At 71.7% G+C, this 19,609-nt stretch carries 17 protein-coding genes; 9 read left to right on the top strand and 8 right to left on the bottom strand.

Features of this window, described 5'->3' with window-relative positions; all coding sequences use genetic code 11:
- Positions 1 to 38: 38 nt before the first annotated feature.
- The 6 genes from ACZ6S4_RS22030 to ACZ6S4_RS22005 are packed head-to-tail and all read right to left on the bottom strand — an operon-like array spanning position 39 to position 6,948.
- Positions 39 to 1,430 carry an NAD(P)/FAD-dependent oxidoreductase gene (locus ACZ6S4_RS22030; protein WP_465476724.1) on the bottom strand — a complete coding sequence of 464 codons (1,392 nt, stop codon included), beginning with the start codon at positions 1,428 to 1,430 and terminating at the stop codon, positions 39 to 41.
- Between the two features lie 2 nt (positions 1,431 to 1,432).
- The gene (locus ACZ6S4_RS22025) at positions 1,433 to 2,260 is read right to left on the bottom strand and encodes an ABC transporter permease (protein ID WP_465476723.1); all 828 of its coding nucleotides are present in this window, start codon (positions 2,258 to 2,260) and stop codon (positions 1,433 to 1,435) included.
- Positions 2,257 to 3,120, bottom strand: coding sequence for an ABC transporter permease (locus ACZ6S4_RS22020; protein ID WP_360817924.1), 864 nt, complete (start codon positions 3,118 to 3,120; stop codon positions 2,257 to 2,259). The genes ACZ6S4_RS22025 and ACZ6S4_RS22020 overlap by 4 nt, the downstream gene beginning before the upstream one ends.
- 3 nt (positions 3,121 to 3,123) lie before the next feature.
- Entirely contained in the window at positions 3,124 to 4,335 is a 1,212-nt protein-coding gene (locus ACZ6S4_RS22015; RefSeq protein WP_465476922.1) for a polyamine ABC transporter substrate-binding protein, read from the bottom strand.
- Positions 4,336 to 4,376: 41 nt separating this feature from the next.
- On the bottom strand, positions 4,377 to 5,501 hold the full coding sequence (locus tag ACZ6S4_RS22010) for an ABC transporter ATP-binding protein (RefSeq protein ID WP_465476722.1): 1,125 nt from the start codon (positions 5,499 to 5,501) through the stop codon (positions 4,377 to 4,379).
- A 10-nt stretch (positions 5,502 to 5,511) separates the two neighbouring features.
- On the bottom strand, positions 5,512 to 6,948 hold the full coding sequence (locus tag ACZ6S4_RS22005; protein ID WP_465476721.1) for a gamma-aminobutyraldehyde dehydrogenase: 1,437 nt from the start codon (positions 6,946 to 6,948) through the stop codon (positions 5,512 to 5,514).
- A 342-nt stretch (positions 6,949 to 7,290) separates the two neighbouring features.
- On the opposite strand from ACZ6S4_RS22005, the gene ACZ6S4_RS22000 reads away from it, so the two are divergent.
- From ACZ6S4_RS22000 to ACZ6S4_RS21960, 9 genes are all read left to right on the top strand, one after another.
- Positions 7,291 to 8,292 carry an efflux RND transporter periplasmic adaptor subunit gene (locus tag ACZ6S4_RS22000; RefSeq protein WP_465476720.1) on the top strand — a complete coding sequence of 334 codons (1,002 nt, stop codon included), beginning with the start codon at positions 7,291 to 7,293 and terminating at the stop codon, positions 8,290 to 8,292.
- Entirely contained in the window at positions 8,289 to 8,978 is a 690-nt protein-coding gene (locus ACZ6S4_RS21995) for an ABC transporter ATP-binding protein (protein ID WP_465476719.1), read from the top strand. Before ACZ6S4_RS22000 ends, ACZ6S4_RS21995 begins: the two co-directional genes overlap by 4 nt.
- On the top strand, positions 8,975 to 10,255 hold the full coding sequence (locus ACZ6S4_RS21990) for an ABC transporter permease (RefSeq protein ID WP_465476718.1): 1,281 nt from the start codon (positions 8,975 to 8,977) through the stop codon (positions 10,253 to 10,255). Before ACZ6S4_RS21995 ends, ACZ6S4_RS21990 begins: the two co-directional genes overlap by 4 nt.
- Before the next feature lie 30 nt (positions 10,256 to 10,285).
- Positions 10,286 to 11,266 (top strand): aldo/keto reductase, encoded by a 981-nt coding sequence (locus tag ACZ6S4_RS21985; protein ID WP_465476717.1) that lies wholly within the window; start codon positions 10,286 to 10,288, stop codon positions 11,264 to 11,266.
- A gap of 8 nt (positions 11,267 to 11,274) precedes the next feature.
- Positions 11,275 to 12,186, top strand: a complete 912-nt coding sequence (locus tag ACZ6S4_RS21980; protein ID WP_465476716.1) for an ATP-grasp domain-containing protein — start codon at positions 11,275 to 11,277, stop codon at positions 12,184 to 12,186.
- Positions 12,183 to 12,818: a serine hydrolase domain-containing protein gene (locus ACZ6S4_RS21975; protein WP_465476715.1), complete on the top strand. Its 636-nt coding sequence runs from the start codon at positions 12,183 to 12,185 to the stop codon at positions 12,816 to 12,818. Before ACZ6S4_RS21980 ends, ACZ6S4_RS21975 begins: the two co-directional genes overlap by 4 nt.
- A 98-nt stretch (positions 12,819 to 12,916) precedes the next feature.
- Positions 12,917 to 14,176 carry a hypothetical protein gene (locus ACZ6S4_RS21970; protein WP_465476714.1) on the top strand — a complete coding sequence of 420 codons (1,260 nt, stop codon included), beginning with the start codon at positions 12,917 to 12,919 and terminating at the stop codon, positions 14,174 to 14,176.
- Positions 14,177 to 14,227: 51 nt separating this feature from the next.
- Positions 14,228 to 15,454 (top strand): AAA family ATPase, encoded by a 1,227-nt coding sequence (locus ACZ6S4_RS21965; RefSeq protein ID WP_465476713.1) that lies wholly within the window; start codon positions 14,228 to 14,230, stop codon positions 15,452 to 15,454.
- Positions 15,451 to 16,674 carry a vWA domain-containing protein gene (locus ACZ6S4_RS21960; protein ID WP_465476712.1) on the top strand — a complete coding sequence of 408 codons (1,224 nt, stop codon included), beginning with the start codon at positions 15,451 to 15,453 and terminating at the stop codon, positions 16,672 to 16,674. Before ACZ6S4_RS21965 ends, ACZ6S4_RS21960 begins: the two co-directional genes overlap by 4 nt.
- Here ACZ6S4_RS21960 and ACZ6S4_RS21955 read toward each other — a convergent pair.
- Both ACZ6S4_RS21955 and ACZ6S4_RS21950 read right to left on the bottom strand, forming a co-directional pair.
- Positions 16,658 to 17,842, bottom strand: coding sequence for a hypothetical protein (locus tag ACZ6S4_RS21955; RefSeq protein ID WP_465476711.1), 1,185 nt, complete (start codon positions 17,840 to 17,842; stop codon positions 16,658 to 16,660). The genes ACZ6S4_RS21960 and ACZ6S4_RS21955 overlap by 17 nt on opposite strands.
- Positions 17,839 to 19,533, bottom strand: a complete 1,695-nt coding sequence (locus tag ACZ6S4_RS21950) for a YVTN family beta-propeller repeat protein (protein ID WP_465476710.1) — start codon at positions 19,531 to 19,533, stop codon at positions 17,839 to 17,841. Before ACZ6S4_RS21950 ends, ACZ6S4_RS21955 begins: the two co-directional genes overlap by 4 nt.
- Positions 19,534 to 19,609: the final 76 nt, after the last annotated feature.

Here is a 19,609-nt window from a genome sequence, read left to right as displayed (position 1 = left end):
AAGCGGCTCGTGCGGGCGTACCGGCCGTACGGCCAGTCTCAGGAGTCGAAGCCGAGGCCGACCTTGTCCAATGTGCGCAGCCAGACGTTGCGGCGGCCCTCGTGGGAGTCGGCCCGGGCGATCGACCAGCGGGTCAGCTCGATCACCCCGGACCGCACCGGCTCCGGCGGGAACGGGACCGGCTTGCGGCGCACCATCTTCAGCCGGGTCAGCTCGGTACGTTCGCCGGTGAGCAGGTCCAGCATCACGTTGGCGCCGAAGCGGGTGGCTCCCACGCCCAGCCCGGTGTAGCCCACCGCGTAGGCGAGCCGGCCGCTGTGCGCCGTACCGAAGAATCCGCTGAACCGGCTGCACGTGTCGATCACGCCGCCCCACTTGTGCGTGAAACGCACGCCGTCGAGCTGCGGGAAGGTCTGCGCGAAGTGCTCGGCCAGCAGCGCGAAGGTGGCCTCGCGCTGGTCGCGTTCCGGGCTGATCCGCCCGCCCCGGTAGTAGATCGCGTCGTAGCCGCCCCACAGGATCCGGTTGTCCGCGGTGAGCCGGTAGTAGTGGAACTGGTTGCCCGCGTCGCCCACCCCCTGCCGCCGCTGCCAGCCCACCGACGCGAGCTGCGCGGCCGTCAGCGGCTCGGTCATCAGCACGTAGTCGTAGATCGGGACCACGTAGTGGTGCAGCCGGCGCAGCAGGTTGCCGTGCGCGCCGGTGGCCAGCGCGACCTTCGCCGCGTCCAGCCGGCCGCGCCAGGTGTGCAGGCTGAGCCCGGTGCGGGTGGTGCTGATCCGCTCGACCGGGGAGTTCTCGTGGATCCGGACGCCCAGCTCCAGGCAGGCCCGGCGCAGCCCCCAGACCAGGCGGGCCGGGTCAACCATCGCGCAGCCGGTACGGTCCCAGACCCCGCCGAGATAGGTGGGGGAGTGGACCTCGGCGCGGACCTGGTCGCGGTCCAGCAGCGTGACGTCCAGCCCCCGGGCGGTCGCCTCGGCGTGGTACGCGGCCAGCTCCCGTACCTGCCAGTCCGCGGTCGCCACGTTGAGTTCCCCGGTACGGGCGAAGTCGCACTCGATCCCGTACCGGTGCACGGTCTGCTCGATGTCGTCCAGGTTCGCCCGGCCGAGCCGCTCGAGGGTGTCCATCTCGTCGGGGAAACGGCTCAGTCCGTTGTCGAAGCCGTGGGTGAGGCTGGCCGCGCAGAACCCGCCGTTGCGCCCCGAGGCCGCCCAGCCCGCCGTACCGGCCTCGATCACCACGACGTCGCGGCCGGGGTCGCGTTCCTTGGCCAGCAGCGCCGACCACAGTCCGCTGTAGCCGGCGCCGACCACGGCCAGGTCCGCCGTGCCGATCCCGTCCAGCGGGTCGGCGGCCGGCGGCGCGTCCGCCTGCCCGAGCCAGTAGGGCTCGGGCACCGCGTCGGCGAGCGCGCGCGCCACCATGCTCAGGAGTTCCTCCGGGGCCGCGACCGCACGCTGCTCACCACCGCGATCAGCACCCCGCCCACGAAGATCAGCGTGCCCATCACGTTGACCTGCGGCGGCAGGCCGACCCGGGTCGCGCCCCAGATCCACAGCGGGAACGTCGTGGTGGTGCCGGCGGTGAAGTTGGTGACCACGAAGTCGTCGATGCTCAGGGCGAAGGCCAGCAGCATGCCCGACATCACCGCGGGCATGATGATCGGGAAGGTGATCCGCCAGAACGTGGTCCACGGGTTGGCGCCCAGGTCCGCCGCGGCCTCCTCGACCGAGCGGTCCAGGGTGAGCACCCGGGCCCGCACCACCACCGCGACGAACGAGATCGAGAACATGATGTGCGCGATGGTGATCGTCGTTGTGCCCAGCCCGACGCCCAGGGAGACGAAGAGCGTCAGCAGCGAGGCGCCCATCACCAGCTCGGGTGAGGACATGGTGGCGAACATGATCAGGTTCACCGTGCCCGAGCCGCGGAACCGGTAGCGGCCCAGCGCATAGCCGATGCCGGTGCCCAGCGCGCCCGCGACGACCGCGGTGAGCACGGCTACGACCAGCGAGATCACCAAGGCCTTGGTCAGCTCGTCGAGGGCGAAGACCCGGCCGTACCACTTGAGCGTGAAGCCCTCCCAGGTCTGGTTGTAGCGGCCCGGGGTGTCGTTGAAGCCGAACAGGATCATGATGAGCACCGGCAGCGTCAGCCACGCGATGATCACCCAGGTGTAGATGTACAGGGCCCGCCCGCCGGTCAGCCGGGACCGGCGCGGGGTGACCGCGGGGGCTTCCTCGACCATGGTCATCGCGCGGCCACCTTCATCACGTCCTCCGTGCCCAGCGCCCGGGCGTAGGCGAAGACACCGATCAGCAGCACCGCCATCAGCGTGAAGGACAGAGCCGAGGCCGTCGGATAGTTGGAGCTGGTCAGGTACTGCGACTGGATGACCTGCCCGATCATCGTGGTCGACGAGCTGCCCAGCACCGCCGAGTTGACGTAGTCGGAGCTGGCCGGCACGAACGTCATCAGCACACCGGCGAAGACCCCGGGCAGGGCCAGCGGCAGGATCACCTTGCGGAAAGCGGTCGCCGGGTCCGCGTACAGGTCCCGGGCGGCCTCGACCACCCGCGGGTCGATGCGTTCCAGGGCCACGTAGACCGGCAGGATCATGAACGGCAGGAAGTTGTAGACCAGCCCGCCGATCACCGCCACCGGGGTGCCGAGGATGTGGAAGCTGTCCGGCAGCACCCCGGCGCTCTTCAACGGGCCGAGCAGCATGCCCTCGTCGGTGAGGATGTAGCGCCACGAGATGGTGCGCAGCACGAACGACACGAAGAACGGCAGCAGCAGCAGGAACAGGTAGGTCGGCTTGCGCCGGCCCCCGTAGAACGCGATCCAGTACGCCACCGGGAACGCCAGCACGATCAGGATGACCGTGGTGATCGCCCCGTAGATCAGCGAGCGGACCAGTTGCGTGCGGTAGTTGCCGATCGCGTCCACGTAGGTCTGCCAGTGACCGGTGAACACGTACCCGGAGACGACGTCACCCTCTTGCAGCGACAGCGACAGCATCGTCACCATCGGGATCACGAAGAACAGCAGCAGCCACAGACCCCCCGGCAGGATCAGCAGGTAGGGCGCGAGCACCCGGCGTGAACGCGACACGGCTCAGGCCAGCACGATCGGTTCGAAGATGCTCTGGAACTGCTGCTGCTCGGCGGTCGTCTTGAAGTCGACGTAGTAGTGCAGCTTCGCGTAGTCGCTCTGCGCCGGGAAGACGAGCGGGCTGGTGGCGACCGCCTCCATGGCCTTTTTGTCGTCGCCCGACAGCTTGGCCGCGTCCTTCTTGATCTGCTCCTGCGCGGCCGGCACCGGGCAGACGTAGTTGATGTACTCGGCCAGCGTGGCCGCGTTCTCCACGTCGTAGAAGAAGTCCATCAGCTTGATCGCGTCCAGCGGGTTCTGCGCGGTGATCGGGATGGCGAAGTTGTCCGTCCAGATCGTGCCGCCCTCCTCCGGGATCACGAACTTGAAGTCGGTGCCGTCGGAGACGTTCTTCTGGAAGATGTCGCCGGACCAGGCCTGGGTGATCCACACCTCGCCCTTGCCGAGGGCGTCCACGTAGCTCTGGTCGTAGTAGTTGCGCACCAGGCCCGCGCTCTTCTGCTCCTTGAGCTTCTCGGCGGCCTTCTTCCAGTCCTCCGGGGTGGACTCGTCCGGGTTGAGGCCGAGCGCCATCAGGCCGAAGTTGGCCAGCTCCTGGGTGTCGGAGTACATGCCGACCTTGCCCTTGAACGCGGGGTCCCATAGGTCGGCCAGCTTGGTGATGGGCCGGGTGATCTTCTTCGGGTCGTACGCGATGCCGGTGATCCCGGAGGTCCACGGCACGGAGTAGACGTTGCCCTTGTCGTAGGCGCTGTTGGCGTACGACGGGTCGGCGTTGGCCACGTAGTTCGGCAGCTTGGAGTGGTCCAGCGGGGCCAGGAAGCCGGAGTCCACGAACTGCTTGAACTGGATGCCGTTGGTGATCACCATGAGGTCGTAGCCGATCGACTGACCGGCCGCGAGCTGCGGCTGGACCTTGGCGAACCAGGGCCCCATCTCCTGGATGACCTCCTGGTACTTCACCGTGACGCCGGTGGCCTTGGTGAACTTCTTCAGCTCCGGCTGCTCGGGGTCCATGTAGAGCGGCCAGTTGGCGAAGTTCACGTTGCCGTTGCTGGTCTTGCCGGCCCAGTACTTGGCCACCGCGTCGGGGGCGGGGGCGCTCGGCGCGGTCGATCCGGTGCCCTTGACGCCGCAGGCGGCCAGCGCCATGGCGAACGCCGACAGGCCGGACACCCGCAAGGCGTCGCGGCGGCCGAGCCGCCGCTGGGTCATGCCGCGGATCAGGGAGGGGTCGGGGAGGTTCGACTGCACGATCAGACTCCGATCGGGTAAGAGTGCTGAGGGCTCCAGCTGAGGTACACGCGGTCGCCGGGGCCGGCGAGGTCCTCGGCGGAGTAGGCGTTCTGATCGAAGATGACCAGGTCGGGGCCGGCCGAGGTCTTGACCGTGTAGTTGGTCGAGGTGCCGTGGTAGACGACCTCGGTCACCACGCCGGTGAGCACGCTGGTGCCGGTCCCGGCGGGGGCTTCCTGGGACAGGTCGATCTTCTCCGGCCGCACGGAGACCTCGAGGTCGTCGCCGGCCTCCATGGCCCCGCTCACCGGGACCAGCACCCGCTCGCCCTCGCCGTAGCTCAGCAGGGCGACGTCGCCGGCGATGCTCTCCACCGTGCCGTCGAGCAGGTTCGAGGTGCCGATGAAGCCGGCCACGAAGCGGGTCGCCGGCCGTTCGTAGATCTCGCGCGGTGAGCCGAGCTGGTCGATGCGGCCCGCGTCCATGACCGCGATGCGGTCCGACATGGTCAGCGCCTCGCCCTGGTCGTGCGTCACGTAGACGAAGGTGATGCCCACCTCGCGCTGGATGCGCTTGAGCTCGACCTGCATCTGCTGGCGCAGCTTGAGGTCCAGCGCGCCCAGCGGCTCGTCGAGCAGCAGCGCCCGCGGCCGGTTGACCAGCGCCCGGGCCAGCGCCACCCGCTGTTGCTGGCCGCCGGACATCTCCCGCGGGGCCCGCTTCTCCATGCCGGTCAGCGAGACGATCTCCATGATCTCGCCGCACCGGCGGCGGATCTCGGCCTTGTCGACCTTCTTGCGCTCCAACCCGAAAGCCACGTTCTGGTACGCGTTCAGGTGCGGGAACAACGCGTACGACTGGAACACCATGTTGACGTCGCGCTTGTTGGGCGAGACGCGGGTGACGTCCCGGCCGTCCAGGAACACGGTGCCGCCGGTGGGCTCCTCGAAGCCGGCGATCATCCGCATCGTGGTGGTCTTGCCGCAGCCCGACGGGCCCAGCAGGGAGAAGAACTCGCCCTGGGCGATGCTCAGGTCCAGCCGGCGGACGGCCTGCACCGTCTCGCCGTGCGACAGGTAGTCCTTGTGCACGCCGGCGAGCTCGATGGCCGGCCGGCCGGGGTCCTCGTCAACAGCAGTGGTCATTCATACCTCTTCAGGCCAGATTGCTCATCACGTGCTTGATCCGGGTGTATTCCTCGAAGCCGTACATGGACAGGTCCTTGCCGTAACCGGAGTGGCCGTAGCCACCGTGCGGCATCTCCGACACGAACGGCAGATGGGTGTTGATCCACACCGCGCCGAAGTTCAGCCGGCGCGACACCCGCATCGCCCGGCCGTGGTCGCGGGTCCAGACGCTGGCGCTCAGGCCGAAGCGCACGTCGTTGGCCCAGCGCACGGCGCCGTCCTCGGAGTCGAACTCCTGCACCGTGATGACCGGGCCGAAGATCTCGTCCTGGATCATCTCGTCGCGCTGGCGCAGTCCGGCCACGACGGTCGGCTCGACGAAGTACCCGCGGTCACCGATGCGCCGTCCGCCGGCGACCACCCGGGCGTGGTCGGGCGTGCGGTCCAGGAAGCCGCGCACCCGGTCCAGCTGGGCGACGTTGTTGACCGGCCCGAAGTAGGCGTCCGGGTCGGCCGGGCCGCCGACCTTGGTGTCCCTGGCCGCGGCGGCCAGGGCGTCGGTGAAGTCGGCCGCGACCCGGGCGTGCACCAGCACGCGGGTGGCGGCGGTGCAGTCCTGCCCGGCGTTGAAGTAGCCGGCGCCGGCCACGGCGGCGGCGGTCGCTTCCAGGTCGACGTCGTCGAAGACGATGACCGGAGCCTTGCCGCCCAGCTCCAGGTGGACCTTCTTGAGGTCGGCGGCGGCCGCGGCGGCGACCTCCATACCGGCCCGGGTGGAGCCGGTGATCGAGACGAGCTGCGGGGTGGGGTGCACCACCAGCGCGCGGCCGGTGTCGCGGTCACCGCAGACGACGTTCAGCACGCCCGGCGGCAGGAACTCGGCGGCGATCTCGGCGAGCAGCAGGGTGCTGACCGGCGTGGTGTCGGAGGGCTTGAGCACCACCGCGTTGCCGGCCGCGATCGCCGGGGCGAACTTCCACACGGCCATGACCATCGGATAGTTCCACGGCGTCACCTGGGCGCAGACGCCGATCGGCTCCCGCCGGACCCACGAGGTGTGGTCGCGCAGGTACTCCCCGGCGGACTTGCCCTCCAGCATCCGGGCGGCGCCGGCGAAGAAGCGCAGCTCGTCCAGCAGCGGTGCCATCTCCTCCTGTCGGGTGGCCTCGACCGGTTTGCCGGTGTTGCGGCATTCGGCGGCGATGATCTCGTCGGCCCGAGCCTCGACGGCGTCGGCGATGCGCAACAGGGCGCGCTGCCGTTCGGCCGGTGTGCTGTCCCGCCACACCTCGAAGCCGGCCTCCGCGGCCTGCATCGCCTCGGCGACATCGCCGGCGGAGGAGACCGGGGCGTACGCGTACGCGTCACCGGTGCACGGGTCGACGACCGCTGACGTCACGCCGTCGGCGGTGTCCGAGCCGGACCCGCCGATGAAGTTGCGCAGGACCGGTAGGTCGGTGCTCACGGAAATCGGACCTCCCGCCCCGGGGCTTGTGACAGCCCCCACACGAAGAGGTGGACCTTGACATAGCCGAAGACCTAAAGACAAGGGAATCCGAGGGATTTTGCAAGACCGAAACGGAATCAGGAGCGCGCACCCACGCGCAACTACGCAATCCGGCGCGGGTGAGCGTTGTTGAACCCGTTTCCGCAGCGCGATCCGGGCGTCCGCGCCGGCCCGACAATCCGGTGCATCTCGCTCCCTTGCCAAGCCGATGTACCGTCTGCGAGCGCCGTTCGGATCGGAGATCATCTCTGGACGGCTATCGATGTGCCGAGGATCGGCTCGAACAGCTAAGGGGAACCGGTGGACGGACGCAGGCTCCTGCCCCGCGCGCTCGTGGGAATGTCGGTCGTGGCGGCGCTGGCCGGCTGCTCCGGGTCGTCCGACGAGGCCGAGACTCCCGGACTGGAGCCCCGCGGCACCGTGCTGACCACGGTCCAGCCGACCCGCCAGGACCTCACCAACAAGATCAGCCTCAGCGGCAAGGTGGCGATCAACCCGGTCTACGGCATCGTCGCGCCGGCCGACGGGGAGCTGCGCTACGTGCAGCGGCAGCCCTCGACCACGGCCAGCACCCAGGCGACCTGGGTGGCCACGGTCTGGGACCACGGCACGCCGCACAAGGTGCTCATGCCCAAGAACTCCATCCTGGCCGGCCGGCTGCTCGACGACCGGACCACGGTCACCGCGGGGATGCCGGTGATCTCCGCCAAGCGCGCCGGGTATGCGGTCGTCGCGGACATCGACAGCGCGCTGGCGTACCGGATCTCCGGCTCGGCGAAATCCGTCCAGGGCCAGATCAAGAACGGGCCGGGACCGTTCCCCTGCAAGCCGCTCGGCACCATCGCCGCCCTGCCGGCCGGGACCATCCCCGAGCCGCCGCCGGCCACGCCGTCCCCGGGCGCCACCGGCGAGCCCGCCGCGCAGCCCGAGCAGCCGCCCGCGGGCGGCGGCGAAGGTTCCGAGCCGACCGGCCTGCGGCTGGTCTGCACCGCCAGCAAAGGCATCAAGCTCATCAACGGCGCCGCGGTGACCCTGGAGATGGTCACCGGCAAGGCCAGCGACGTGCTGGTGCTGCCGGTCGAGGCGGTCGCCGGCACCCAGGGCAAGGGCAAGGTCGACGTGGTCGGGGCGGATCGGGTCCGCAAGACCGTCGACGTGGTGCTGGGCCTCACCGACGGCAAGGTCGTGGAGATCAAGAAGGGCCTCAAGGGCGACGAGACCGTGGCGATCCCCGGCCCCAACCTGCCCGCCGCTCCCGAGAACCCGAACCCCGGCGACCAGCCCTCCGGGGCCGTGGGATGACCGCGCTGATCGAGCTCACCGGCATCACCAAGGTCCTCAAGGGCCAGCAGCAGCCGCGCACCATCCTCGACGGCGTCGACCTGACCGTGCATTCCGGCGAGAGCGTGGCCATCGTCGGCCGGTCCGGCTCCGGCAAGAGCACCCTGCTCAGCGTCCTGGGCCTGTTCGACCGCCCGGACGCGGGCAGCTACCTGCTCGCCGGCCAGGACATCAGCCGGCTGCCCGAGCGCAAGGCCGCGAAGCTGCGCAGCTCCCACTTCGGCTTCGTGTTCCAGCGCTTCTTCCTCCTCAAGCACCTGACCGCGGCCCAGAACGTATCCATGGCGCTGGTCAACGGCCAGGGCTGGCTGCCCCGGCGGGAACGCCGGGCCCGCGTCCTGCAGGCCCTCGACCAGGTCGGCATCGCCCACCTGGCCAAGAACCGCCCGGCCCGGATGTCCGGCGGTGAGCAGCAGCGGGTGGCGATCGCCCGGGCCCTGGTCCGCGACCCGGTGGTGCTGCTGGCCGACGAGCCGACCGGCGCCCTGGACACCGAGACCGGCACCGCGGTGATCGACGCCCTGCTCGCCGCGACCACGCGGGGCTGCGGCCTGGTGCTGGTCACCCACGACCGGGACCACGCCGCCCGGATGGGCCGCACGCTGGACCTGGTCGACGGCGTCCTCACCGAGCGGGTGAGCGCGTGAGGCGGCTCTCCGGCCGGTTCCGGTCGGCGCTGATCATCGGCCTGCAGGGCATCCGCGCCCGCAAGATGCGCACCCTGCTGTCGATGGTGAGCCTCTTCCTCGGCGTGCTCGCCGTTGTCGTCGTGCAGGCCGGCGCCAGCATCGCGGACAAGGCGCTGCTGTCGGACATCGAGCTCACCTCGGCCGTCGACGGCACCACCATCATCAACCTGCCGATGCAGCCCAAGGCCACCGACATCGTGCTCGACACGGTGGACGGCCGCACCGACGCGGTGGCCATGCTCGGCCTCCAGGCGATCATCGGCGAGCCGAACGTCGCGCCGGTCAATCCGGGCGCCTCGCCGTTCGACGAGGACTGGGGCGGTGGCATGGTCTGCTACGGCAACGGGCCCTGCGAGCCGGCCGACGCCCAGCCCAAGGGCCAGGCGGTCGAGGTCCGGCTGACCGCCATGACCGGTGACGTGCGCCCGTTCCGGCCGCTGCGCCCGCGTACCGGCGAGTGGCTCGAGTTCAGCTCGGTGCCGTCGATGGCGCCGCGGATCATCGTCAACCGGGAGGCCGCGAAGGGCTTCGAGCGGTACAAGGTGCCCGCCGAGATGCGGATCCCCGGCGCGTCCGCCAACATCACCCCGCAATTCGTCGGCGTGGTCGACGACGGTGACATCCAGCCGCGCGCGTACGTCCGCCTCGACGAGCTGACCACGTGGCTGCCGGGCGGCACCGCGGCCGACCCGAACGCCGGCGGCGAGATGCAGGTGCTGGTGTCGCCGGGCAGCCCGGTCGAGCAGGTGCTCAGCACCAAGCTCAAGGCCATCGGCTCGGAGACCTGGGTCGAGACCGTCGACGCCAAGAAGCAGATGGAGAGCCAGCTCAAGCTGCTGCGCCTGGTCTTCCTCGCGATGGCCAGCCTGGTGCTGCTCATCGGCGTGGCCGGCATCCTCAACGTCGGCCTGGCCACCGTGGGGGAACGGGTCGAGGAGTTCGCCCTGCGCCGGGCGGTCGGCACCCCGCGGATGCTGCTGGCCGGCATCGTGCTTGCTGAGACGTTGCTCACCGGCCTGTTCACCGCGGCCGTGGCGATCGGGCTCAGCGCGGCCGGCCTGCGGGCCGTCTCGATGCTGTTCGGCGACTCCGAGCCGTTCCTGCAGGACCTGCAGTTCCCGTGGGAGGCCGGCATCGCCGGCATCATCGCGGGTCTGGTCGCCGGCATCCTCGGCGGTTTCATCCCGGCGCTGCGGGCCGCCGGCATCCCGATCGCCACCGTCATGCGTGCTTGACCCGGCGGCCGATCACCGGAGAATGCACCAGTGGACTACGTGAACTTCGGCTCGACCGGCCTGCGGGTCTCCCGCCTCTGCCTCGGCGCGATGAGCTACGGCGCCCCCGACCGCGGCAACCACCCGTGGTCACTGCCCGAGGAGCAGGCCCGGCCGTTCATCCGGCAGGCGCTGGACCTGGGTGTCACGTTCTTCGACACGGCCAACGTCTACTCCGACGGCACCAGCGAGGAGATCCTCGGGCGCGCGCTGAAGGACTTCGCCGACCGGGACGACGTGGTGATCGCGACCAAGGTCCACGGCCGGATGCGCCCGGGCCCGAACGGCGCCGGCCTGTCCCGCAAGCACATCATGACCGAGATCGACAACAGCCTGCGCCGGCTCGGCACCGACTACGTCGACCTCTACCAGATCCACCGCCTGGACCCCGGCACCCCGATCGAGGAGACCCTCGAGGCGCTGCACGACCTGGTCAAGGCGGGCAAGGTCCGCTACCTCGGCGCCTCGTCGATGTGGGCGTGGCAGTTCGCCCAGGCGCTGTACCTGGCCGACCGGCACGGCTGGACCCGGTTCGCGTCCATGCAGAACCACTACAACCTGCTCTACCGCGAGGAGGAACGGGAGATGCTGCCGCTTTGCCTGGACCAGGGCGTCGCGGTGATCCCGTGGAGCCCGCTGGCCCGCGGCAAGCTGACCCGGCCCTGGCAGCAGGACACCACCCGCTCCGGCACGGACGAATTCGGCAAGACCCTGTACGCGGGCGCCGAGGACAACGACCGGCAGATCGTCGACGCCGTGGCCACGGTCGCGGAGAGGCGCGGAGTCCCGCGGGCGCAGGTCGCCCTGGCCTGGGTGGCCAGCAACCCGGCCGTGACGGCACCGATCGTGGGCGCGACCGAACCGCACCACCTCGACGACGCGGTCGCCGCCCTGGAGCTGACCCTCACCGACGACGAGGTGGCGCTGCTCGAACGCGGTTACGCGCCCCGGCCCGTCGCCGGCTTCAACTGAGGCCCGCGATGACCATCACCATCGGCCTGGTCACCACCGACACCGAGCTGGTCAAGCAGCACGACCCGGACACCGCCGTGCTGCTGCGCGGCCTGACCGAGGCGGGCTTCCGGGCCACCGCCCCGCGCTGGCACGACCCGGCGGTCGACTGGGCGGCCTTCGACCTGCTGGTCATCCGCTCACCGTGGGACTACCCCGAGCGGTACGCGGAGTTCACCGCCTGGCTGGACCGTACGGCGGGGCGTACCCGCATCCTCAACGCGCCCGAGCTGATCCGCTGGAACATCGACAAGCGCTACCTCGATGACTTCCGCGCGCTGGACGTGCCGTGCGTGCCGTACACGTTCGGCACGACACCCGCCGAGGCCGAGGCCGCGATCGCCGCGCTGGCCGACAGCCGGGTGGTGGTCAAGCCGTCGGTCTCGGCCGGCGCCCGCGACACCGGCCTGTTCCAGCCGGACGATCCCCGGGCGGCCAAGCTGGCGGCCCACATCATCGCCTCGGGCAAGACAGCGATGATCCAGCCGGCTGTGGAATCGGTGATCGAGCACGGCGAGAACGCCCTGTTCTTCCTCAACGGCGAGTTCGCCTACGCCTGCCACAAGGGCCCCCTCCTGGCCCCGGGCGGCGGGTATCTGGGCGGCGAATACACCGAGGTCATCACTCGCGCGGACCCGTCCGCCGAGGAGATCGAGCTGGGCCGCCGGACGGTCGCCGCCATCGCCGGCATCGCGGCCCGCAAGGGTTATGGCGAGGACGCCGGACTGCCGCTCTACGCCCGCGTCGACATCGCCTCGCAGCAGGGCCGCGACCCGCTGATCCTCGAGGTCGAAGTGTTCGAGCCGTCCTACTTCACCGACGTGATCCCCGAAGCCACCGGCCACTTCGTGCAAGCCGTCGAGCGCCGCTGCCGATCGTGAGCCGAGCCGCGACGGGCGTCTCCCGCGCCGGCGTCCGCGTGGTTGCCCTCGGCGACGGCTCCGACGCCCTGCTGGAGGCGGCCGGACTGGTGGTCCGGGCCGGCAGCGACCGCGCGCCGGGCACACGCTGGAGCTACTACAACGGTAACTACTTCCTGGCCGGAGCGCTCCTCGCGGCGGTCAGCGGATCGACGGACGAGCAGGCCGTCGACCGGTTCGTGCGGGAACCGTGGGGGCTCGCGCACACCCGCTTCGCCACGCCGGACTACCCGCGCGGGCGCCGACCCAGCGGTGGCCTCTCGTCCACAGTCGCCGACCTGTTGACACTCGGCGAGCGGATCCTTGCCGACCAGCCGCTGCTGGAGCAGCTGCGCCGCGCGCGGACCACCCCCGAGGACCCGATGCGGTACGGCCTCGGCTGGGCTTTGGGACCGTCCGGCCAGATGTACCTCAACGGGCGCCTGCCCGGTTCCCGCGCGGCCCTGCTGATGCTGCCGGACCACGATTTCGTGGCGGTCGCCCTGGCCGACGACGAGCAGGCGCTGCCGGCGCTGGCCCGTACGCTCGACGACCTGCAACGCCCCCTGACCGTCGACCGCCTCGCGGCCGCGATCGAGGCCTTCGCCGCCTGAAAATGCCTTCTCACCGCGAGCGACGCGGTGGTACGGTCCCCGGCGATGAATACCTCGTGTGTGCGATTGGGGGTCCTGTCCGCCAAAGGTGAGTGCTGATGCCCTCACGGAACGCGGACGGAGAATCCCGTCTGTCCCTCTGGCTGCGCGTGCGCGAGTTCGCCGTGCCGCCTTCGATGATCGAGGCTGCGACCGCCCGCCGGGCCGAGCACGACTGGGCGGCGGCGTGTGCGGCGGCCCGGATCGATGTCGAGTTCAACCTGCGGCTGCTGGCCCGTACCCGGGGCGCGGAGCTCGCCGCCCGGATCCGGGCCGATCTGCGGAATCTCGCTCCTGACCTGCTGCGCTGGCATCTGCCGAGGATCGCCCCGGACGGGTTGCTGCGGCCCGGTCTGACGATCTCCCTGGCCCGCTACGACGGCCTGCATCTCGTCGTGCGTACCCCGCCGGCCTGGGCGAACGCCGGGCAGCGGTGCAGCCTCGCGCTGTGGGACCGGGCCGGTCCGGGCGGTCCGCGTCCTGACCGGCGGTTCCGGCTGGATCTGCACCGCCACCTGTGGGACGCGAGCCGGGCCGGTGAGCTCTGCGAGCGGTCCATCGTGGATCGGGAGGCCCGCTGGGCGGCCGAGGCGGCGATTCTGCTGCGCTCGGAGGGGCGGAGCAGCGGTGCGGTGACCGTACGGTTCGGCGGCCGGCGGCGGCTGCTGCTGGAGCTCTCCGGGACAAGCGCACTCACGGTGTCGCCGTATCCGGGGTGGGGCTGGGCGGCTGCGTTGCCGGTGCTGCCGGACGCGGCGACCTGGGAGCTGCCCGATCGGGCGTTGCTGCGGCACGGGCTGATCGAGCCGGACCGGTTGCATCCGCTGGTCGCGGCCGCGCTCGCTCCGGCCCATCCCCGGGGTACGGCCCCAGCACCGCAGCCCGGAGCCGGTCCCCGCCTGGTGGAGTGCCGGGGCGCCACCCACCGGATCGCTCTCGTGGACGGGGTGCTGGCCCCGCTGGACCACAGCCCGGACGAGATCCGCCGCGAGGAGTTGCTGGCCGCTCTGACCGGCACCCCGGTGGCCTGCCTGGAGGCCATCGACGAGGCGCACCGCGGCCCGGCGGAGCTCGCCGACGTCCGCGCCCGCCTCGATCACGGCGACGCCGCCGGGGCTCTGGCCGTCGTCGAGTCGCTGCTGGGGCCGGAGGCGGTCCTGCGCGGCGGTGGCCTGCGCGACGAACTCGAGACCGCCGTCCTGCGGCGGATCACCCACGGACTGTTCCGGGCCGGGCTGACCGGGCGCGGACCGCTGTCGACCTGTCGCGAGCAGCGCAGCCGGCATCGCGGCCATCCGCGTCTGGCCGGCGCCCGCTGACCTCACCCGTTCCTTCTCTCTTCCACCTCTCTTCCACCCAAGGTGATCACCATGTCTTCCGCTGCCCGGAACTCCGCCCTGGACACCGCCGCCGACCTGCTGGCGTTACTGCGCGACACGACCACCGAGCCCCGCCGCGACCCGCAGCTGGAGGCGCTGACCCTGGCCGTGGCCGCCGATCTGCCCGTACTGCTGTGGGGTGAGCCGGGGATCGGCAAGACCGCGGCCCTGCAGCAGCTCGCCACCTCCCTTGATCTGCCCCTGACCACGGTGATCGCCAGCGTGCACGAGCCGTCCGACTTCTCCGGGCTGCCCGTGGTCGGTGATGATCCGGCCGTGCAGGGTGTCCCGATGGCCCCGCCGGACTGGGCCGTGCGCCTGGTCCGCGAGGGCCGTGGCCTGCTCTTCCTGGACGAGCTCTCGACCGCGCCGCCGGCGGTGCAGGCCGCGCTGCTGCGGCTGGTGCTGGAGCGCCGGGTCGGCGCCCTGAAACTGCCGCCGGGGGTACGGATCGTCGCCGCCGCCAACCCGCGATCCTCGGCGGCCGACGGCTGGGAGCTGAGTCCGCCGCTGGCCAACCGTTTCGTGCATCTCCAGTGGCTGCACGACCACGACGTCGTCGTCCGGGGCCTTGGCGGGACGTGGCCGCGGGCCGCCCTGCCCGAACTCGATCCGCGGCGGCTGGCCGAGGCCGTGACGTTCGCCCGCCGGGCGGTGTGCGGGTTCCTCGGCGTACGGCCCGCCCTGGTGCACAAGCTGCCGGCCAACGAGCCTCGGCGCGGCGGCCCGTGGCCCTCGCCGCGGAGCTGGGAGATGGCCCTGTCGCTCACGGCCTTCGCCACTGCCGCGGGCACTTCCCGCGAGGTGCTGTCCATGCTGGTCCGCGGCACGGTCGGGGACGGACCCGGGCTGGAACTGCTGGCCTTCCTGGACCGGATGGACCTGCCCGACCCCGAGACGCTGCTGGCCGACCCGGCCGCGGCTCCGCTGCCCGAGCGCGGAGACCTGCGCCAGATCGTCCTCGACGGAGTGGTCGAGGCGCTGCGCAAGCGGCCGGACCGGCAGCGCTGGGACGCGGCGTGGGCCGTCATGGTCCGCGCCCTGGAGACCGGACCGCCGGACCTGGTGGTCGTGCCCGCCAGTGCGCTGGCGGCCCTGCGCCAGGACGGCTGGGACGTGCCGGCGGCGATCGACCGCCTGGCCGGAGCGGTCGCGCTGTCGCGGCGGGCGGACCGGGCCGGTGCCCGCGTCGTGGCCGCGGCGGGGAGCGGCCGATGAAGCTGGACCGCGACAAACTGTTCGCCGCCCGGTTGCAGGCCGTCCGGGCCCGGCCGTACCTGGCCACCGCGTTGTTCGCCCTGCACACGGTGGAGTCGCCGCGGGTGCCCACGATGGCCGTCGACCGGTACTGGCGGTGCTACGTCTCGCCGACGTTCGTCGCCCGGACCCCGGTCGAGGAGCTGGCCGGGGTGTGGGTGCACGAGGTCGCCCACCTGCTGCGTGACCATCACGGCCGCAGCGACCGGTACGCCGCGAAGCACGGCCTGAGCGGGCCGGGGGAGCGGCTGCGGATGAACATCGCCGCCGACTTCGAGATCAACGACGACGTGTACGGCGACGGGCTGGCCCGGCCGGCCGGCGTCGTCCTGCCCCGGCTGCTGCACCTGCCCGAGGACGAGCTGATGGAGGACTACCTGCACAGCGTGCAGCTGCGGTCGTACAGCCGGGACCTGATGTGGCTCGACTGCGGCAGTGGGGCCGACGGGCTGGACCGGGAGTGGGAGCTGGGACCGGAGGGCGCCGACGGTCTCACCGAGCAGGAACAGGACGCGGTGCGCTTCCGGGTGGCGCAGGGCATCAACGGCCGGCCGGGTGACGTCTCGAAGGGCTGGCGGCGGTGGGCGCAGGAGGCGTTGCATCCCCCGCAGCCGTGGCGGGACCTGCTGGGGGCGGCCATCCGGTCGGCCGCCGCGAGCTCCGGGGCGGGTGACGACTACTCGTACGGGCGTCCGGCGCGCCGGTCCGCCGGCCTGCCCGGCGTCGTCCTGCCCAGCCTGCGCCGCCGGCCGCCGCGGGTGTCCGTGGTCATCGACACGTCCGGCTCGGTCAGCGACGCCGAGCTGGGCAGCGCCGTCCTCGAGGTCGCGGCGATCGGTCATGCCGTGGGTGGCCGACGCGACCTGGTCACCGTGCTGCCGTGCGACGCGGCACCCCGGGTGGTGCACACGTTGTGCCGGGCCGAGGGCATCCCGCTGCTCGGCGGCGGCGGTACGGACATGCGCGCCGGCTTCTCCCGGGCGTTGCGCACGACGCCGAGGCCGGACGTCGTCGTGATCCTGACCGACGGGCAGACCCCGTGGCCGGTGGCGCAGCCGGCGTGCCGGACGGTGGTCGGCCTGTTCCGCCGGGGCCGCCAGGCGGAGTCGTGGGACGAGGCCTCCGAGTACGTGCCGTCCCGCCCGCCCACCTGGGCGCGGGTGGTCACCATCGCCTCGTGACCGGGACCTCCGTCTCGGCCGGCTGGTCCAGGTCGTACCAGGGGCGCTGCCGGGGCCCGGCGGGCTCCGCGGGGCGCGCCGGGACAGCGTCGCCGTCGGGGCGCTGCGGCTGGGTCCAGATCGGAGCCACCCGCGGGGGCGGGTGCCAGCCCAGCTGGGCCATCGGCTGCGTGGCGAGCGCCGCCTGGGCCCGCTGCGGCGGCTTCCAGATCGGTGGTGCTCCCCACCAGATGACCCGTTCGGCGTGCGGCTTCGGCGCGGGCTGCGCGGGCTGCGCGGCGGCGGCGATGGCGAGCGGCACCGGGGCGGCCTCGATGGCCTCCGGCGGCTGCGCGGTCTGCTCGTGTCCCGAAGCGCCGGCCAGCAGCACGGCGGCCCCGACGGTGACGAGGCCGGCCAGTAGGGCCGGCAGTTCCCAGCCCGGGCGTACGGCGTCGCCCATGACCAGCAGCGCGACGGCGGAGGGCGCGATGACCTCGGCGATCCACAGCACAGCCGTGACCGGCCCGACCGCGCCGTGCTGCAACGCGTGGGTGTAGAGCAACATGCCGCCGATCGCGAACACCAGCAGCGCCCAGATCAGTGGTTCGGTGGCGATACCCAGGGCCATGCCGCCCGGGTTCTCCATCCCGTGCGCGGGCATCGGCAGCGCCCGGCCGGCCAGCGCCGCCCCGCCCAGCGAGAGCCCGGCCAGGGCCGCGACGGCGCCGGGTGAGCCGCTGATCCGGGCCGTGCCCCAGCCGATCACGGCGATGCCGAGGGCGGCCGAGCAGAGCGCCCACCGCAGGCCGCCCGACGCGGCGACCTCCTCCTGCGGCCCGGCCGACATGGCCAGCACGGTCAGCGCGCCGACCGAGACCACGACAGCCACGACGTCGCGGGTGCGCAGCCGGGCCTTGAGGAAGATCCGGGCGGCCACCACGGTGATCGCCAGCGAGCTGGCCAGCACCGACTCGACCAGGTAGACCGCCAGCTCGCGCAGCGCGACCATCGACCCGACGAAGGACAGGATGTCCAGGCCGACGCCGATCAGATACAGCGGGTGGCCGAGGGCGCGGACGGTGGTGGTGCTGCGCCGGGCCCCGACGGCCTGCAGGATCGAGCCGGCGGCGTAACAGATGGCACCGAAGACGGCGATGGCCAGGGCGGCCCAGCCGGCGCCCGTCACGACGCGGTCCGCAGCACGGAGATGGTGTCGTCGTCGCCGTTGGACACGTACGCCATCCGGCCGTCGGGTGACACCGCGATCGTCCGCGGACTGCGCCCGACCCGGACGGTGGCGGTCACCGCGCCGGTGTGACCGTCCAGCACGGACACCGAGTTCCCACCCTCGTTGACCACGTACGCGTGCTCGCCGTCGGTGGCGAAGGCCACGCTCTGCGGCTGCTTGCCGACCTTGAACGGCCCGATGCGCCGCAGAGTGGCCGCGTCGATCAGGTCGGCGGCGTCCGCCTCGTACCCGGCGACCAGCACGGTCTTGCCGTCCGGGGAGACGGCGATGCTGTGCGGTGCCTTGCTGACCGGCACCGACTTGACCAGCCGGTCGTTGCGCATGTCGATGATCGCGACCGCGTTCGACTCGTGGTTCGGGGTGAACGCGCGCTTGAGCGGCCCGGAGAAGGCGACGGCGTGCGGGTTGGGCGGCACCAGCACCTCGCCCCGGGCCCGCATCCCGTCGGCGCCGTAGATCTCCACCCGCCGCTCACTGTGGATCGGCACCCAGACGCGCCCGTCGGGACCGACCGCCAACGTGTACGGCTGCACGCCGGTGTTCATGTACCGCAGCACCTTGCGGCTCGCGGCGTCCACCACGGCGACCCCGCTGCCGGTCTTGTCGTCCTCGTACATCGAGACGAAGACGAGGCGCCCGTCGCGGGACGTGGCGACGAATCGAGGGGTGTTGCGCAGCCGTACGGAGGTCACCCGCTCGCTGGCCACGTCCAGCACGGAGAGGATGCGGGAGCTCTGGTTGGCGATGTAGACCGTACGGTTGTCGGGCGAGACCACGACGCCCTCCGGCTCGTCGCCGACCCGGATCGTGCCCACCATCGTCGGCTTGGCCAGGCTGGAAACGCTCAGCGCCAGCGGTACCCGCGCCACCCCGGTCGGCCCGGGCGCGGCATTCTCAGCGGCCGGCGCTGTCGCCTCCGCGGTGGTCGGCGCCAGCGCGAGCGCCGGCGTGGGGACGGGCTCCTCCCCTCGGCTCAGCGCCACAGCGACGCCCGCGCCGCCGAGCAGCACTCCAGCGGCCAGCGCGGCGAGCAGGACCGGTGCCCGCCGCTGCCGACGGGCGGGCGGCGTGGACAGCACGGTCACGCGCGTCGCACCGGGAACCTCGGCGGGCTCGAACTGCTCCTCGACCTCACTCCGCGACATCGGTGCGGGTGCGGTGACCTGGCCGGTGACCTGGACATCGGCCCAACCGGCGGGACCACGCACGGTGACGGTGCCGTCGAGCCAGTCCGACGCGGGCAGCCAGCCGATCCGCAACCGGCGGCCGTTCAGCACGGCTCGCAACCCTGGCCCGGAGACGGTGACGGCGGCCGCGGCGGCCAGCGGCGGTCCTTCGACGAGGACCTCCGCGACCAGCCGGGGCGTTCCCGGTGCGACCCGGCCGAAGTGGACCTGATCCGGATTGAGCCGCAAGGCGGTCCGCTCCAGGGCGGCGGCAGCGGCAGCGGCGATGCTGCGACTGTCCTCCTGGGTCAGCCGCATCAACGTACGCCGGGCGGCAGCTGCCATGGCGAGATCGGACCCGTTCGCGAGCCGCTCCAGCTCGCCCACACCTTTCAGGCGAGTCTCACGGACCGAACTGTCGATCTCGGTCAGCACCTGCGTCGGCAAGACATTTTCACTCATAGTGTCCCCGGAGTCATTCTGCGTGACGATCGCCATCGACGGAACCCTCAGCCCGAAATTGGCACCTGACGATCAA

It is taken from the genome of Actinoplanes sp. NPDC051405 (genome assembly GCF_055586185.1).
This window is presented reverse-complemented; position numbering and strand designations above follow the sequence as displayed.

What these genes read in the sequence shown, in the direction of transcription:
- ACZ6S4_RS21965 (WP_465476713.1), top strand. Translation starts at nt 14,228, where the DNA reads ATGTCTTCCGCTGCCCGGAACTCCGCCCTGGACACCGCCGCCGACCTG.
- ACZ6S4_RS21995 (WP_465476719.1), top strand. Translation starts at nt 8,289, where the DNA reads ATGACCGCGCTGATCGAGCTCACCGGCATCACCAAGGTCCTCAAGGGC.
- ACZ6S4_RS21980 (WP_465476716.1), top strand. Translation starts at nt 11,275, where the DNA reads ATGACCATCACCATCGGCCTGGTCACCACCGACACCGAGCTGGTCAAG.
- ACZ6S4_RS21960 (WP_465476712.1), top strand. Translation starts at nt 15,451, where the DNA reads ATGAAGCTGGACCGCGACAAACTGTTCGCCGCCCGGTTGCAGGCCGTC.
- ACZ6S4_RS22015 (WP_465476922.1), bottom strand. Translation starts at nt 4,335, where the DNA reads ATGACCCAGCGGCGGCTCGGCCGCCGCGACGCCTTGCGGGTGTCCGGC.
- ACZ6S4_RS22025 (WP_465476723.1), bottom strand. Translation starts at nt 2,260, where the DNA reads ATGACCATGGTCGAGGAAGCCCCCGCGGTCACCCCGCGCCGGTCCCGG.
- ACZ6S4_RS21950 (WP_465476710.1), bottom strand. Translation starts at nt 19,533, where the DNA reads ATGAGTGAAAATGTCTTGCCGACGCAGGTGCTGACCGAGATCGACAGT.
- ACZ6S4_RS22010 (WP_465476722.1), bottom strand. Translation starts at nt 5,501, where the DNA reads ATGACCACTGCTGTTGACGAGGACCCCGGCCGGCCGGCCATCGAGCTC.
- ACZ6S4_RS21970 (WP_465476714.1), top strand. Translation starts at nt 12,917, where the DNA reads ATGCCCTCACGGAACGCGGACGGAGAATCCCGTCTGTCCCTCTGGCTG.
- ACZ6S4_RS22030 (WP_465476724.1), bottom strand. Translation starts at nt 1,430, where the DNA reads ATGGTGGCGCGCGCGCTCGCCGACGCGGTGCCCGAGCCCTACTGGCTC.